Here is a 15,077-nt window from a genome sequence, read left to right as displayed (position 1 = left end):
CCCCTCAGCGGCCGAGGACGGCTTTTGCCGCCGCGACGATTTTGGGAACCTGCGGGATCGACGCGTCTTCCAGGTGCTTGGGGTAAGGGATCGGCACTTCCTCGCTGCAGACCCGGCCAAGGGGCGCATCGAGGCTCCAGAAGGCCTGTTCGATGATCCGCGCCATGATTTCCGCGGAGAGACTTCCGCTCTTCCAACCCTCATCGACGATCACGGCATGGCGGGTTTTCGCCACCGATGCCATGATCGTGGCGTCGTCCAGCGGCCGAAGCGTCCTGAGGTCAATGACCTCGGCATCAATGCCTTCCCCGGAAAGTACCTCGGCGGCTTCCAGCGTCTTCCAGAGCGAACCGCCATAGGTGATCAGGGAAATATCGGTCCCCTCGCGCCGGACAGCGGCCTTGTCGATGTCGACCGGCCCGGCGTTGCGGGCGAGATCGCCGGGACGGTTGTAGAGCATGACGTTTTCGAAGATCAGGACAGGATCCGGATCCTGCAGGGCGGTCCAGAGCATGCCGCGCGCATCCTCCAGCGTCGCGGGTGCCACCACGCGAAGGCCCGGAATATGCGCGTACCAGCCCTCAAGTGAATGCGAGTGCTGAGCGGCCAGCTGACGGCCCGCGCCGGTCGCCATGCGGATGACCAGCGGCACGCCGAACTGGTTGCCGGACATATGCCGGATGGTTGCGGCTGTGTTCAGGATCTGATCCAGCGCCAGCAGGCTGAAATTCACTGTCATCAGTTCGACGATCGGCCGCATGCCGGCAAGCGCGGCGCCGATGCCGGCACCGGTAAAACCGGATTCCGAAAGCGGTGTGTCGCGGATCCGATCGGGACCGAATTCGCCGATCAGACCCTTCGAGACCGCGTAGCAGCCCCCGTAGCGGCCCACATCCTCACCCATCAGGAAGACCCGGTCATCGCGCGTCATCGCGTCGATGATCGCATCGCGCACGGCTTCGCGGTAGGTCGTCTCGCTCCGCTCTCCCGGTGCCGGCTGTTCAGCCGGCACCGGGCGGTCTTCGGCCATGACATGCCGGGTGAGGTCCTCCAGAGGCTCCCACTCGGCGCTTTCGGCAAAGGTCACGGCAGCGTCGATCTCCGCGCGCACTTGGCTTTCAATGCGGGCGATATCCTCAGCATGTGCCAGACCGGTCTCGGTGAGCCAGCCCTGAAAACGGACGATCGGCCCCTTCTTGCGCCATTCCTCGACTTCGGCCCGGTCCCGGTAGAGTTGGGCGTCGAACATGGAATGGGCGCGGAAGCGATACGTCCGGCATTCGAGAAAATACGGCCTGCCGGTCTCGCGGATACTGGTGAGGGCGCGGCGTGTCGCGGCTTCGACGGCGACCACGTCCATGCCGTCAACGGCCTCGGAATCCATGTCGTAACAGGCGGCCTTTTCGTGAATATCCGTCTCGCTTTCGGAATATTCCAGCGCGGTGCCCATGGCATAACCGTTGTTCTCGCACACGAACAGAACAGGCAGTTTCCATAACGCCGCGAGATTGAGGCTTTCGTGGAATTCTCCCTCCGCCACAGCGCCTTCGCCGAAGAAGCAGGCCGAGATAGGGTGCTCACCGCGCATCTTGCCGGCCAGCGCCATGCCGACGGCAAGCGGCAGACCGCCGCCGACGATCGCATTGCCGCCGCAAAAGTTCGTTGCACGATCGAAAAGGTGCATCGACCCGCCACGCCCGCCGGAACAGCCTGAGCGCTTGCCGTACATTTCCGCCAGAACCGCATTCATCGACAGGCCGCGCGCGAGCGCATGACCGTGTTCGCGATAGGTGGCGACCACCCGATCCTCCGCCGACAAGGCCGGAATGACCCCGGCCGCGATCGCCTCTTCGCCATCGTAAAGATGCAGGAAGCCGCGGATCTTTTCCTGCGTGTAGAGTTCGGCGCATTTGTCCTCGAACAGGCGAATGCGGATCATCGTCCCCAGCAGGTCGAGCGCGTGCGCGCGGGACAGGTGTGGCTTGTCGGCGGTGGCGGTCATCGCTCCTCGCTTTCCAGTGTCGAGATGTCGCCTTCCGGAAGGCCCAGTTCGCGCGCCTTGAGCAGCCGCCTCATGATCTTGCCGCTGCGGGTCTTGGGAAGGTTCTCGCGGAAAGCGATCTGTTTGGGCGCGACGGCTGGGCCAAGCCGCTTGCGGGCATGGCCGAGCAGCTCTTTGGCGAGGTCGTCGTCCGGCCTGTAGCCGGCTTTCAGCCCGACATAGGCCTTCACCACCTCGCCGGCGATCTCGTCGGGGATACCTATGACGGCAACCTCGGCGACGGCCTCGTGTTCCATGAGCGCGCTTTCCACTTCAAAAGGTCCGATCAGATGCCCTGCACTCTTGATGACGTCGTCGGCACGGCCGACAAACCAGAAGTAGCCGCCCGCGTCACGCAACGCGAGATCGCCGGTCAGATACCAGCCGTCCCGGAAGCATTTGCGGTAGCGGGCTTCCTCGTGCAGATAGGCGCGCATCATCGACGGCCAGCCGGGCCTCAGCGCCAGTTCTCCGATGGTGCCGGGACGGGTGATCTCGCGTGCCCCGTCCCCGGTGTGTTCGACGATGCCGGCGTCAATGCCGGGCAGCGGCTTGCCCATGGAACCGGGCACAACATCCATCGCCGCGTAATTGGCGATCATGATGCCTCCGGTTTCCGTTTGCCACCAGTTGTCGTGGAAGGGCCGGCCGAAGACAGTCTGCGACCACACCACTGCCTCCGGATTCAGCGGCTCGCCGACACTCGCCATGAAGCGCAAGGCCGAGAGGTCGTATTGCTTGAGGATTTCGCCACCGATCTTCATCAGCATCCGGATGGCCGTCGGCGCCGTGTACCAGACGGTGACCTTCTGGTCCCGCAGGATACTGTACCAGCGCTCGGCATCGAACTCGGCCTGATCGACAATCAGGGTTGCGCCGATGGTCAGGGGAGAGATGATCCCGTAGGACGTGCCGGTCACCCAACCGGGATCGGCGGTGCACCAGAAGATATCGTCCTGGTGCAGGTCGAGCGCGAATTTGCCTGTGACCTGGTGGGCGACCACCGCCTCGTGGACATGAACCGCGCCCTTCGGCTTGCCGGTCGTGCCGCTGGTGAAGTGCAGCAGCGCCATGTCCTGCAGATCGGTGCGCTCGATATCGAATTCGTCGGAGGCCTCTTGCATCAACGCGGTAAAATCGAGCGTGCCCTCCGGCGGGTTTCCGTCGGCATCGACAATGAGCACATGCCGGAGACCGGGCACCTGATCCCGGACGGCGGCAAACTTGCGCTTGTAGAGGGTGGCGGTCGTGACGAGAACGTCGGCCTCGCCGATGGTCATGCGCGAGACAATCGGTTCGGGGCCGAAGGCGGAAAACATCGGGCAGAAAACGCTGCCGTTCTTCAGGCTGCCGAGCACCGATATGTAAAGCGCGGGCAGACGGCCAAGCAGAGAATAAACCCGGTTGCCCTTGCCGATGCCCAGTGAGCGCAACACGTTGGCGAAACGGTTGGTCTCGCGCCGCAGCCGGTCGTAGCTGAAGTCCTCGACATGGCCATCCCGGCCCAGCCAGCGGAGCGCCAGTTTGTCACCGGAACCATGGGCGACATGCCGGTCGACGGCCTCATGGGCGATGTTCAGAGCGCCATCCGGCAATCCGTCCAGCAGCAGACGCGCCTTGTCCCAGGAAAACGACTGCACAGCCTCGTCATAATCGCGCAGGTTGGCCCGCTCGACATCGGACCGCCTCTTTTCAATCGGCTCCCACGGCATGACGCTTCCTCCCCAGGATCAACCTCCAGGCGATTGACCCGGCGTAGCTGCGAGACTGCGACGCCGCGGACCGGTCCGCCATGACAATTGTCAATTGCCGGTTCCTCCGAAGCAACCAAACGCTGTAGTGCGGTGACGTACTGCGGTACCCGGGCACCGGGCGGCGCCTCTCCAGCGAGGTCGTTGCGCAGGCGCCGCCCGATACGGAAGTATTTTCGGGCATCGACGGTACCGATGACAGCTCGGAAATTCTCGTCGATTTGCGCTGGGGCGGAATCGTGTCGAGCTTGCCCGAAACAATGCTTGCGGCGGGCATCGGCCGGTCATCGTGTTTGTCACGCCGCGCCTTGATTGCAGCCGGAATTTCTTGTATCTCGTAATTATGAGGTACGTTCCTCATCTTTCGCGATCCGGCATCGGAGAGCGACCCGGATGCCGACAGCGCACCCGCACTCAGACCGACTGATGCTGGTGGAGCGGGTCAGACCGACGAGAGAAATTCGAAAGGCAGCATCATGAAGAAATTCAAGGCCGACCCAAAGTTCACCATATCGGATGAACAATCTCTTCGAAGTCTGTTTGGCGCGACACATGATCTGGCCGTTCGGAAATGTCAGGCGTCACTCGACGCGCATGCCCAAGCCTTCATCAGGCGGTCTCCATTCATATGCATCGGCACACAGAATGCGGAAGGGAAAGCCGATGTCAGTCCGCGCGGCGACCCTGTCGGCTTTGTAAGGGTTCTCGATCAGCACACGTTGGCCATACCCGACCGGCCCGGCAACAACCGTCTCGACAGTCTTGTCAATATTCTCGCCAACCCCAGCGTTGGCCTGTTGTTCATCATTCCGGGGTTTGACGACACATTGCGCGTGAACGGGCGGGCCAGTCTGATTAATGACCCTGAGATACTCGAAAGCATGAGCGTTCAGGACCTAATTCCCAAACTTGCAATCGTGGTCGAAGTGAATGAGGTCTTCCTGCATTGCGCCAAGGCATTTCGGCGTTCTCATTTGTGGAACCCGGATCATTTCCAGGACCGCGGCGAGATGCCGTCGCTTGTAAAAATCATTCTGGATCAGACAACCGGCGCTCCAAGCGATGACGAAGAGATGCGCAAACTGGATGACGATCTCGAGGAAGACTACAGGAAGACACTTTACTGACCATTGGAGGCAAACAGGCGTGTATGGCCCCTCCTCGATGGTCCGGTTCACTCGGCAATTAGAAACTCAGAACGTGGCTGAGACACCCAGAACCGGGCCGTGCGTGATGGCGTCGTATGCGAAGCTGGAAGGTCCGGTCCGGCCGTTGTCGTAATCGACGCTCAAGACCTTGTATTGAAAATGGGCCGTCCAGACATCGTTGAAACGATACCCTGCCCCGCCCTGGACGTTCCAGGTGAAATCAGAAGCAAGACCGAAGCCGCCGATATCGGCGCGGCCGCTCAGCGACCATTTGTCGGTCAAATCGTGCGACCCGCGCAAGCCGATCACCGGGTCCCACCAGTTGTCGCCCCGGGTGGTGGTGAAATTCCCGGCGATCGAGCCTGTGACGTTGAGATCGAGTGAAATGTCCCAGTACCGGCCGCCGGCATAGATATCGACGTGGCTTTTCGGGGACCTGATGACTGCCGCGGCCAGTCCTCAGCGCAAAAGAAAAGACAGGGTCAGGACAAGACCGAGGCCCGCGACGCCGTAGCGGACCACGGGTTCGGGCAGCCGACGGGTGACGCTCGCACCGAAATATCCGCCGACCACTCCGCCGATGAGAACGCAAAGGGCCGCCACCCAGTCGACAAGTCCCGAGAACATCATCGGCACGACCGCGACGGACTGGATTGCCGCTGCGAAAAGGTTCTTGGCCCCATTGACGTGACTGACCCCCGTTCCCGAGGAGACCGACAGAACAGCCAGAAGCATGAAGCCAAGCCCTGCGCCGAAGAAGCCGCCGTAGAAGCCGAAAACGGCCAGCAAAACCGCGACAGCTGTCTCGAGCCGTTCACCGGGGAAAGCACGGCGCATCAAAACCGTTGTCCTGGGCCCCAGCACAATGGCGACCACAGCGACAATCAGCAGGAACGGAACGACCCTGACGAAGGCTTCGTTGCTGGAGTTCACCATGACGAGCGACCCGAGCAGAGCACCGGCGAGCGCCGGGATCATCTGGCGCCAGAGGCGTTTCATCTCACCGGCGAGTTCGCGCCGGTAGACCCAGATGGCCGGCAGCTGGGCCGGCCATAGCGCAACGCCCTGGGTCACATTCGCCGCGATCGGCGGCAGTCCGGTCGCCAGGAGGAGCGGAAAGACAAACAGCTTGGCGCCACCGGCGGCGGCGTTGACGGCGCCTCCCACAAGGCCCGCGGCAAGGAACAGAAGTACGGATCCTGTCATCAGTCGCCCCGGTCAGACTGGCTGCCGGTTTCCCGGCTCGCGGCAAGCGCCGAAGCGGTCAGCGCGAAATGTTCCTCGATCAGACGGCATGCGAGGTCCGCGTTACGGGCCAGCGTGGCGTCGACGATCGCGGCATGTTCGGCGGTGAGGTCGCGGGCGCCGATCTTCCGATAGACCGATGCGCGGCGGTATCGTTCGCACAAATCGTGCAGACCGCCGCGCAGCTTGAGCAGCCAGGCGGACCCGCAGGCCGAAACCAGCGCCAGATGCAACCCGGAATTCGCGCGCTCCCAGCTGTCCGGCACATGTCCTTGTGCCTCCATCAACGCCGTATCTTCCTTCGCCATGATGTAGGCCGCGGCCACGATCCCGGCCTCCCAGGCGTCGCCTCCCTGTTCGATCGACAGCCGGAGCGCCTCTTTCTCGATCACGGTGCGCGCAAGGTTCAGGTCCTTGAACTCGGCCGGGTCGAGCGGCGCAACGGTGAAACCGCGATTGCCCTCGCTGACGACCAGCCCGTCCTGAGCGAGTTTCTGCATTGCCTCCCGCAGCGGCGTCGGTCCGATCTGATAGATCGACTTGAGTTTTTCTATCCTCAGGCGTTCGCCGGGCGCGCGCACGGAGGTGATGATATCGCGGCGAAGCCGTCCGTAGGCGGTGTCGGCAAGCGTAGCACCGTCAGAGGCGTCCTGGTCGCCATTTTCTATATAACGATCTGTTTTCATTAGCCTATCACGGTTCTTGGCACTTTGATTGACAGTCCGGACTTTCTATGATTTTAATTATTATCGATAAAACTGGATAATGTCGAGAAAATGAAACTCATTACCTTTAATACCGGCCAGACCCTTGCCGCCGGATATATCGATGGTGGCGAAGCGGTAATATGCGCTGAGGGCGAGACCGGCCGGCGGGCCGTGCTGAATTTGATTTCGGGCGGGAAAAGCGCCGTGGCGGAATGGGCGTCCAGTGGCGGCCGGCGCGTTCCCCTGGCCGAGATTCGCCTGCTTGCCCCTGTTCCCGAACCTTTGCGCGACATCTTTTGCGTTGGCAAGAACTACTATGCGCATGCGGCGGAGTTTCATTCCAGCGGCTTCGATTCCAGTGCGAAGGAAGCAGTGCCGTCCCACCCGGTCATCTTCACCAAGGCGACAACCAGCGTTTGCGCTCCGGGCGATGTCGTTCAGGCGTCGCTCGATCATACGGACAGCACCGACTACGAAGGCGAGCTTGGCGTCGTGATCGGCAAGCGCTGCTTTCAGGTTTCCAGGGAAGAAGCACTCGATCACGTTTTCGGCTATGTGGCCGTGAACGACGTCACTTCGCGGATATTGCAGAAGAACCACAACCAGTGGGTCATCGGCAAGGGCATCGACACGTTCTGCCCGATGGGACCGTGGATCGCAACGGCCGATGAGATCGGCGACGCGCGCGCGCTCGAACTGGTCACCCAAATCAACGGCGAGGAACGGCAGCGGGCGAAGGTCGCCGACCTGATCTTCGACATACCGACACTGATCGAGACCATGACGCGCACCATGACACTTCTGCCAGGCGACATCATCGCCACCGGCACGCCCGTCGGTGTGGGCATCGGCTTCGATCCGCCGAAATACCTGAAGGCTGGCGACACGATGCGCGTCACCATCACGGGGCTTGGAACGCTCGAAAATACGATCGGCTGAGCCAGAACTGCATTTGCCAAGGGAGGAATGACATCATGCATTATCGGAGGCTAACGGCCGTAGCCGCCCTCGTTCTGGGGAGTACCCTGGCCGCCGGGGCCCAGGAAGGATTGTTCGCCGGCAAGACCATTGAGGTGGTCGTGCCTTTCGGTGAAGGCGGCGCGACATTCGTGTCGGCCAAATTCCTGGAACCCTATCTTGAAAAGCATTTGCCCGGGAACCCTGACCTCGACGTGGTGTCACGGCCCGGCGGCGGTTCGATCCTGGGTGCTAACTGGTTCGAGCAGAATGCCAAAGCGGATGGCACGACGATCCTGTTCACCACGTCCTCGACCGCGAACCCTTTTGTTCTGGGCCAGAAAGGCGTCGAGTACAAACTCGCCGACTACCGTGTCGCCTACAGCCACCCCTTCAGCGCCGTCGCTTATGTCTCGCCCGATACAGGTGTCACCAGCGCGGCCGGGATCAGGGACTCAAGCAAGCCTCTGATCTACGGCGGCATCGCTGCCGCCGCGTCGGATCTGCCCGGGCTGCTGTCGTTCGAGGTGCTCGATGTCGATGTGAAGTCGGTGCTCGGTTTCAACGGCCGCGGTCCTGTCCGGCTCGCGTTCGAACAGGGTGAACTGAACATCGATTACCAGTTCACGCCGGTCTACCTGACCCAGGTCGTTCCTTCCGTTGCCGAGGGCCACGCGGTGCCGCTGTGGACGGGTGGCGCGATGAAAGACGGCGTCCTGAAAGGTCGCGATCCGATCGCCCCGGAACTGCCGTCGGTCTATGAGGTTTACGAGCAACTCAACGGCAAGCCGCCTTCGGGCATCGAATGGGACGCATTCCAGGGCATCGCCTCGGTGACCTATGCCTATGGCCTGACCGGCTACATGCACCCGGACACGCCGCAGGAAGTTCTCGATGCCTTTGCCGAGGCGGTCGCCGCGATCAATGCGGATCCGGAATTCCAGGCGGAAAGCCAGAAGGTGACGAATGGCGCGCGGCTCAATGCCGGGCCGGATACGGAAACAGCGGTCAAAGCAGCGCTGTCTCCGAGCGCGGAGGTCAAGGATTACCTGCGCAACCTTCTTTCGAGCAAATTCGGCGTCACATTCTGATCCGTACCTATGCCTGGGCCGTGACTGACACGACCCAGGCAGAGTTTCCTTTCCCCGGGACCTTTCCATGATCGAAAATGCGCTTACCGCGCTTGAGGCGCTCTTCGACCCTGTCCGTCTGGCCGCGCTGTTCACGGGCATGATTGTCGGCATGGTTTTCGGAATGCTGCCCGGTCTCGGCGGCGTCGCGGCTGTGTCGATCCTGTTGCCCTTCATTTATTATCTCGATCCCTATTCCGGGCTCGCCATGCTTCTGGGCGCGGTCTCGGTTGTCTACACTTCCGACACGATCACCTCGGTCCTGCTCGGCGCACCCGGTTCGCCCGCCTCGGCGCCGACCGCGATCGAAGGCCATGCGCTTGCCAAGCAGGGACAGGCATCGCGGGCCCTTGGTGTCGGGTTCCTCGCCTCCATGGTCGGTGGACTGACGGGTGCGGCGATCCTGTTCGTCGCGATCCCCGTCGCGGGTCCAATCGTGCTGATGCTGTCCACTCCGGAACTCTTGATGTTCGCGCTTGTGGGTCTTTATTATGCCGCGTCGATGATCGGCAAGGACCTCGCCAAGGGGCTGGCCGCGGCTTGCCTCGGGGTTCTTCTGGGTGTTGTCGGCCCGGCCCAGGCGGCCGCCGATTTCCGTTACACATTTGGGCAGGTCTATCTTCTCGACGGATTTTCACTGACCATCGTCGCCCTCGGACTTTTCGGCGTCGCCGAAGTGATCTCGATGCTCGCCGCGGGCGGAGGCATCAGCCATGAACGTGTGAAGGTCGATCACTGGGGTGAAGGTTTCCGCGATTTCTGGAAGGCCAAATGGCTGGTCTTGCGCGCTGCAATAATCGGTGTATTCGGGGGATTCGTGCCGGCCGTCGGGGCCTCCGCTTCCACCTGGGTTGCGTATGGACACGCCATTCACTCAACGAAAGACAAATCGCGTTTCGGCAAGGGCGAGATCCGGGGCATCGCCGCGTCGGAAGGCGCCAACAACGCCACGGTGATCTCCGACCTGGTGCCGACGCTCCTGTTCAGCGTTCCCGGAGGACCGGCCGCCGCGATTTTCCTCGGTGCGCTGTTTTCGTTCGGATACTATCCCGGTCCGCGGATGATCACCCAGCACCCGGATCTGATGTTTCTGATCGTCTGGTCGGTGGCCCTGACATCTGTCGTGGGCGCCGGGCTGTGCTTTGCCATCACCCCTGCCCTCGCGCGCCTCACACGCATTCCATTCGCGATCATTGCCGCCCCGCTCGTACTGATCATGGTGATCGGCGCTTATCAGTCGACATCGACGATGGGCGATATCTTCATGCTGTTCCTGCTGGGCGGTCTGGGCTGGCTGATGAAACATGGCGGCTGGCCGCGCGCGCCTGCCCTGGTCGGCTTCGTGCTTTCCGGACCGATGGAGCAGTATTTCTGGCTGACGAACCAGATTTACGGCTGGTCCTGGCTCACGCGTCCCGGCGTGCTTGTCATCGGTTCGGTCATCGTCATCCCGATGCTGATCTCGTGCGTGCGCTGGCTGAAAGCCAGAGGCCGGAAAGCAGGTCCCGCGCCTGCCCACGATCTTCCAACGCTGAACGCGCCGAGCCACGGCATTGCGCTGGTCCTTGCCGCCATCGTGGCGGTGATGTTCGCCTATGCGCTGTGGGAAACATTCTCCTTCAATCCGGCCTCGCGCCTGATGCCGGCGCTGGCGATCCTGCCCGGACTGCCTCTCGCGCTCTATCTGCTCGTGCGCGGCGCCCGTGATTTCCGCAACGATTTCAGCCGCGACGCGAATGAGCTTTGGGTTCTGGCTGCGCTGTTCGTTTACGCCATGGCTGTCTGGGCCATAGGCCTCAGCATCCCGACCGTCGTCCTGATTGCCTGGATGCTGCTGGTGAAGGCGCGCATGCGGATCTGGACCAGCCTGATTTACGGTGTCGCCGTCTTTGCCGTTATCCGGTTGCTTTTCGACCTCCTGCGGGGCGACGCGCCCGTCGGGGCCCTCATCCCCTTTAGCTGACGGAAGGATCCTTCATGTCCAACATGATCGACGAAGACATCATCGAGCCGAGCATCGATCCGCAGACACGCAAGATCGGCGTCCGCCATGTCAAGGCGACCAATGCCGCGGGCACGCGCACCAAGATCCAGGTTCGGGATTTCGAGGCAACCTACACCGACGAGCCCGCGTCCCTGGGTGGAACCAACTCCGCGCCAAGCCCGCTCGAAACCGTGCTGGTCGCCCTTGTCGGTTGCGACGGTGTGATCATCAACGGTGTCGCCAAAGCGATGAACTTTGACTATGCCGGCGTCGATTTCGCCTGTGAAAGCCAGATTGACGTCCGCGGACCGAAGGGTGTCCCGGGCATTCGGCCCTACTTCGAGAGCGGCAAGCTCGACATCACCGTCTATTCCGATGAGCCTGAAGACCGGTTCCGCAAGCTTTGCAAGAATGTCGAATACCGCTGCCCGGTCATGAACCTGCTGGCAGCGGCGGAAGTCGACATGAAGGTGACATGGACGCGGAAGCCGGCCTCGGATTACGGCGGAAACGTCGACTGAATAGTCGACTGGCTGCGGAAAAGTTTGTCCGATGCATTTCGCCGGTTTCCGGAAACCGGGAAAATGGGGTTCCGTCCGGTGTGAAAGCAGCCTTCATGCCGGACGGGTGCCGCCGGTTGGCGGATGCCGGGGAAGGCCACGAATCGTGGTCATGGGCCACCACGTGCCGCGTGGCGATTTCCGTTTGCATCAGTGTAGACAACATATTTATATTTAATGCACCTCACGGAAGATGAATCTGACGATAGTTGGCATTAATTGTTTCCATTGCTACAGTCCTCTTTGTCTAACTAAAGCTACAATCGATATTTTGTTTGATTGTATATTCAGTACAAGGACGGTCAATTCCCAATAACTTACAAAAAAGTTTCTATATTTCCTACCTTCATAGTATTGGTAATCTGTTGCATTATATTTTTTTAGTATTACAGGGTCTTTGGAATTCAACATTATGCGCTTTAAACCAATCTCCTCGAGTTGCGGTTCAATCGGCTTTTGAATATCAATGTGTTCTAAGATTACCTCGGAAACATCGGCAACAAACGGGTTTAGCTTTTTATCTCTACGCTCAATTTTATCTAAAATTTCTGTATCCATCGGGGCTCCATACGCACTGATATCCTGGAAAAACAACAATAACGACAACAGCAACACACAACGCAGCGCCTTGAACCTCTCAAAATAATTCATATGTACCTCATGGATATTACTCATAATTTCCTATGCACCTATATCTACTTGTTGTTTATTTGGTTTTGTTCGGGTTGCCTGATGGCGTTCACTACGACAACGACAGTAGATTTCACAGCTTAGGATTTAAGTTGGATAAAATTTTATACCTTTTTGGTGTACGACTATCTCATTGATATCTGGGGCTGTCGGTGAAGAGTTATTTTGAGCCTGAAGGAGCAAAACTATCTCGGATATGTGAAAATAAAAACTACCGGTAGAAAAATTGATTTAAAATGATTGTAAAGTGGAAATAAACTACAATTTAAGAACGAGTCGACCAACGGTAGAATTCTACGTAAAATTTGATTACGCATGCATTATTAGCTCAAGGCTGATCTCTGCCAGTCCACTGCGATTGATGTGCCGGGTGGCATGGTAATTTTTGATTGAATGCAGGAAATTTCTCTGCACCAGCCAGTTTTTATTCATGAGCGATGTGTTTGTTGCTCATTGATTTTCGGCCAAGTGACACCAATGCATCTGTTTCACCCTGGTTGAGGTGGGACTTTTGGCACGCGTTTGCTATTGAAGGTTCTGGGCTCTGAAGGGCATCATAGCTTCGGCTTTACATAGAGCGACCGTGCACAAGACACCGGCGAGGTAGTGGAAGGTCTTGACATGTGAGTGAGCTAACCCCCTTCGTTAGGTCAATTTACGGGGGCACGCTCATACAAGTGAGGGGTAGATTCTGCGACGTTGGAATTTCCTGCCTTCGCAAGCGACTCAAAAAGCCAAATATCTGAAAAGCAGCAGAATACTGCGCTTCTCACCAAGGTGAGAACCAGTTTTGAAAAACGTGCTTTAGTTTCCATCTTGAATTGCTAGATGCATGATTTCATTGTTTTTTCAAATGGCACAAATCGCGCAGTCGCAAGTTATCCAGTTTTCTGCCAAGTGAAGTTGCGCGCCTGCTTTCCCTTGGAACTTTCATAAGCCAGCCAAATACCGCTTAATCCCGAAAGCACCATATGTGCCAAGTGTTCTTGCGCGTTACAAGTGTCAGGGCTTTGCAGATGCTGCCCATAACGCAACCCTCAACTGCCCGCATGAACAGGCTGGGCATTGTTCACGGTCATGCTATGGAGCCTGTTCACTGATCGGAGGATTTCCAGCCGGCGGCCTTCAGCGCATCGAACAATGTATCGGCGTCTTCGGGATGGACGTAAAGGCGGCGCAGGAGAGTTTCCAGCCGGCTGTTCGGCCAGGAGGTCACAAAGTCGCCAAGCAGCTTGCGTGCCGTGCTCTCCTCACCGGACCGCTGGTGCGCGGCAATAAGGTAGGCGTAGCTGATCGGGCTGGTCGGGCCACCGAGGGATGCGGCCTCGTTGAGGGCCGCGAGCGCAGCGTCATATTCGCCCAGGTGGAATTTTGCGACGGCATACGAGACGGTGAACACGTGCCGCCGGAGATCCTGCCCTTCGAAATTCGCAGGATTGGCCGTCTGGACAACATGATTGAAATCGCCGCTGAAGATGCCGATCAGGGAATCGAAATTAAGGACGCTGAGGTCGTCCGGATCGATTTCGATCGCGTGCCCCGAGATCGACCTGGCCTCGTCGATGTTGCCGCGCACGAATTCCATCCATCCGAGGGCGGACTGCGTCCACGGCGAGGCGGGGCTCAGGTCCAGCGCCACCTTCGCATGCCAATATCCCAGCTCGATCAACGCGTCGCGTTCTTCACCGGGAGGCAGGAGGAACGTTTGCAGTCCGACGATCTGGGCCAGTCCTGCGTGTCCGCCATAATAATTCGGGCTGAGTTCGACAGCACGCTCGAACATGCCACGTGTAGCAGTTAGTCGCGCGGGGTTGCTCGCAGGAAAGATGAGACTGCGTGCCTGGGTCGCCAGATCCACGGCTTCAAGGGTTGCCGGTGATCGATTCAACAAAACTTCGCGCTGTGTTTTGTTCAGACCTTTCGCTGGACCGACAATCCGCCCAGACTGTGGATAGAAAGTCTGGAGAAAGACATAGACAAGCCCGCCCGCCACCAGAAGGACCAGAAAGGCCGTCGCCGCGATCAACAGATTGCGTCGCGGTCCGGTTCGTGCAGGCGGCGTGTCGAATTGGGTCTCGAACCGAACCGCGTATTGCCCGGAATCGATATGAAACCGGACCGCATCCTTCGCTCCGTCGCCGTTGTAATAGGATTCCAGGGCGCGTCTCAGGCGCCCTGCATCCACACGCACCAGGTTGGAACTGTCGATGCCTGAAGAGGGCGGGCGTTTGTAGACGTCCTCGGCGATCGTCTTGCCGAAGATCTGTCCGCCGCGCCCCTCAAGAGTTTCCGTGACGACATAGGTCAGAAAGTCCTGAAGTCGCGGTGACCCCGAAATCTCCTGACCATTGCAAACCTTTTCAAGGAATCCCAAAAGAATTTCCTTGTCCGGCAACGGTGCTTTGGTTGATTCCATGCGTGCGCCCATTCCGGGTATAATCCGCTAATTCTCAATTTATTCAATTAGTTAAACACGTGTAACACTGTGTAGTCACGGTGTTACACTATACCTTCGTAGCAATACTAGGAGATCCTGCAACCAGATCAACCGGTAACGCAGACAAAGGCTCCGCATGGAAGGCCAGGAGATCAAGTTGGTGTTCGAGAGCTCAGAGGTTGCAGAGCTTCGGCACAAAAACAGAGTGTTCGATGAAATCTGGCGTGACTATGAAGTGATGCTCGACGAACTGGCACGAAGCGACCGCGAAACAGGCACCAAGGATCTGGAGGAAACGGTCGCGGCGCTGGAACATGAGTTGGCCGGTTACCTCCCGGTTACCTCCAAGGCAAGTCGTTCAAAGATGTCCCGGAACGCCGGCACGAAGTATGCAAGTGGCAGTCGAAGACGATAACGGAAATCTCAA

13 protein-coding genes are annotated in these 15,077 nt (G+C 59.2%); 6 read left to right on the top strand and 7 right to left on the bottom strand.

The window, feature by feature from the left end:
• Window positions 1-4: 4 nt before the first annotated feature.
• Entirely contained in the window at window positions 5-2,002 is a 1,998-nt protein-coding gene (gene pdhA, locus CLV41_RS28175) for a pyruvate dehydrogenase (acetyl-transferring) E1 component subunit alpha (RefSeq protein WP_103224118.1), read from the bottom strand.
• A complete protein-coding gene (gene acsA, locus CLV41_RS19605; protein WP_103224117.1) occupies window positions 1,999-3,753 on the bottom strand; it encodes an acetate--CoA ligase in 1,755 nt (584 codons plus the stop codon). Before acsA ends, pdhA begins: the two co-directional genes overlap by 4 nt.
• A 515-nt stretch (window positions 3,754-4,268) precedes the next feature.
• On the opposite strand from acsA, the gene CLV41_RS19600 reads away from it, so the two are divergent.
• A complete protein-coding gene (locus tag CLV41_RS19600) occupies window positions 4,269-4,919 on the top strand; it encodes a pyridoxamine 5'-phosphate oxidase family protein (protein ID WP_103224116.1) in 651 nt (216 codons plus the stop codon).
• Window positions 4,920-4,985: 66 nt separating this feature from the next.
• On the opposite strand, the gene CLV41_RS19595 is transcribed toward CLV41_RS19600, so the two are convergent.
• The 3 genes from CLV41_RS19595 to CLV41_RS19585 form a co-directional block, all read right to left on the bottom strand.
• Window positions 4,986-5,249: a hypothetical protein gene (locus CLV41_RS19595; RefSeq protein WP_103224115.1), complete on the bottom strand. Its 264-nt coding sequence runs from the start codon at window positions 5,247-5,249 to the stop codon at window positions 4,986-4,988.
• 150 nt (window positions 5,250-5,399) lie between these two features.
• Window positions 5,400-6,146, bottom strand: coding sequence for a sulfite exporter TauE/SafE family protein (locus CLV41_RS19590; RefSeq protein ID WP_103224114.1), 747 nt, complete (start codon window positions 6,144-6,146; stop codon window positions 5,400-5,402).
• The gene (locus tag CLV41_RS19585; RefSeq protein ID WP_103224113.1) at window positions 6,146-6,871 is read right to left on the bottom strand and encodes a GntR family transcriptional regulator; all 726 of its coding nucleotides are present in this window, start codon (window positions 6,869-6,871) and stop codon (window positions 6,146-6,148) included. The genes CLV41_RS19590 and CLV41_RS19585 overlap by 1 nt, the downstream gene beginning before the upstream one ends.
• A 90-nt stretch (window positions 6,872-6,961) precedes the next feature.
• On the opposite strand from CLV41_RS19585, the gene CLV41_RS19580 reads away from it, so the two are divergent.
• From CLV41_RS19580 to CLV41_RS19565, 4 genes are all read left to right on the top strand, one after another.
• Window positions 6,962-7,831, top strand: coding sequence for a fumarylacetoacetate hydrolase family protein (locus CLV41_RS19580; RefSeq protein ID WP_103224112.1), 870 nt, complete (start codon window positions 6,962-6,964; stop codon window positions 7,829-7,831).
• A 35-nt stretch (window positions 7,832-7,866) separates the two neighbouring features.
• Window positions 7,867-8,940 carry a Bug family tripartite tricarboxylate transporter substrate binding protein gene (locus CLV41_RS19575; RefSeq protein WP_103224111.1) on the top strand — a complete coding sequence of 358 codons (1,074 nt, stop codon included), beginning with the start codon at window positions 7,867-7,869 and terminating at the stop codon, window positions 8,938-8,940.
• Window positions 8,941-9,007: 67 nt separating this feature from the next.
• Window positions 9,008-10,942 (top strand): tripartite tricarboxylate transporter permease, encoded by a 1,935-nt coding sequence (locus CLV41_RS19570; protein ID WP_103224110.1) that lies wholly within the window; start codon window positions 9,008-9,010, stop codon window positions 10,940-10,942.
• A gap of 14 nt (window positions 10,943-10,956) precedes the next feature.
• Entirely contained in the window at window positions 10,957-11,484 is a 528-nt protein-coding gene (locus tag CLV41_RS19565; protein WP_103224109.1) for an OsmC family protein, read from the top strand.
• A 270-nt stretch (window positions 11,485-11,754) separates the two neighbouring features.
• Here the strand turns inward: CLV41_RS19565 and CLV41_RS19560 are convergent, their stop codons facing one another.
• Together CLV41_RS19560 and CLV41_RS19555 are read right to left on the bottom strand one after the other, a co-directional pair.
• Window positions 11,755-12,081: a hypothetical protein gene (locus tag CLV41_RS19560; RefSeq protein WP_208987605.1), complete on the bottom strand. Its 327-nt coding sequence runs from the start codon at window positions 12,079-12,081 to the stop codon at window positions 11,755-11,757.
• Between the two features lie 1,225 nt (window positions 12,082-13,306).
• Complete coding sequence (locus tag CLV41_RS19555) at window positions 13,307-14,629, bottom strand: hypothetical protein (protein ID WP_146048607.1); 1,323 nt, start codon at window positions 14,627-14,629, stop codon at window positions 13,307-13,309.
• 178 nt (window positions 14,630-14,807) lie between these two features.
• Here CLV41_RS19555 and CLV41_RS19550 point away from each other — a divergent pair, with 178 nt between their 5' ends.
• Window positions 14,808-15,065 (top strand): hypothetical protein, encoded by a 258-nt coding sequence (locus CLV41_RS19550; RefSeq protein WP_146048606.1) that lies wholly within the window; start codon window positions 14,808-14,810, stop codon window positions 15,063-15,065.
• The last annotated feature ends 12 nt before the right edge of the window (window positions 15,066-15,077 follow it).

It is taken from the genome of Roseibium marinum, from assembly GCF_002906165.1.
Taxonomy (GTDB): Bacteria; Pseudomonadota; Alphaproteobacteria; order Rhizobiales; family Stappiaceae; genus Roseibium; species Roseibium marinum.
The sequence above is the reverse complement of the archived record's forward strand: the minus strand, read 5'-3'. Positions and strand labels throughout refer to the sequence as shown.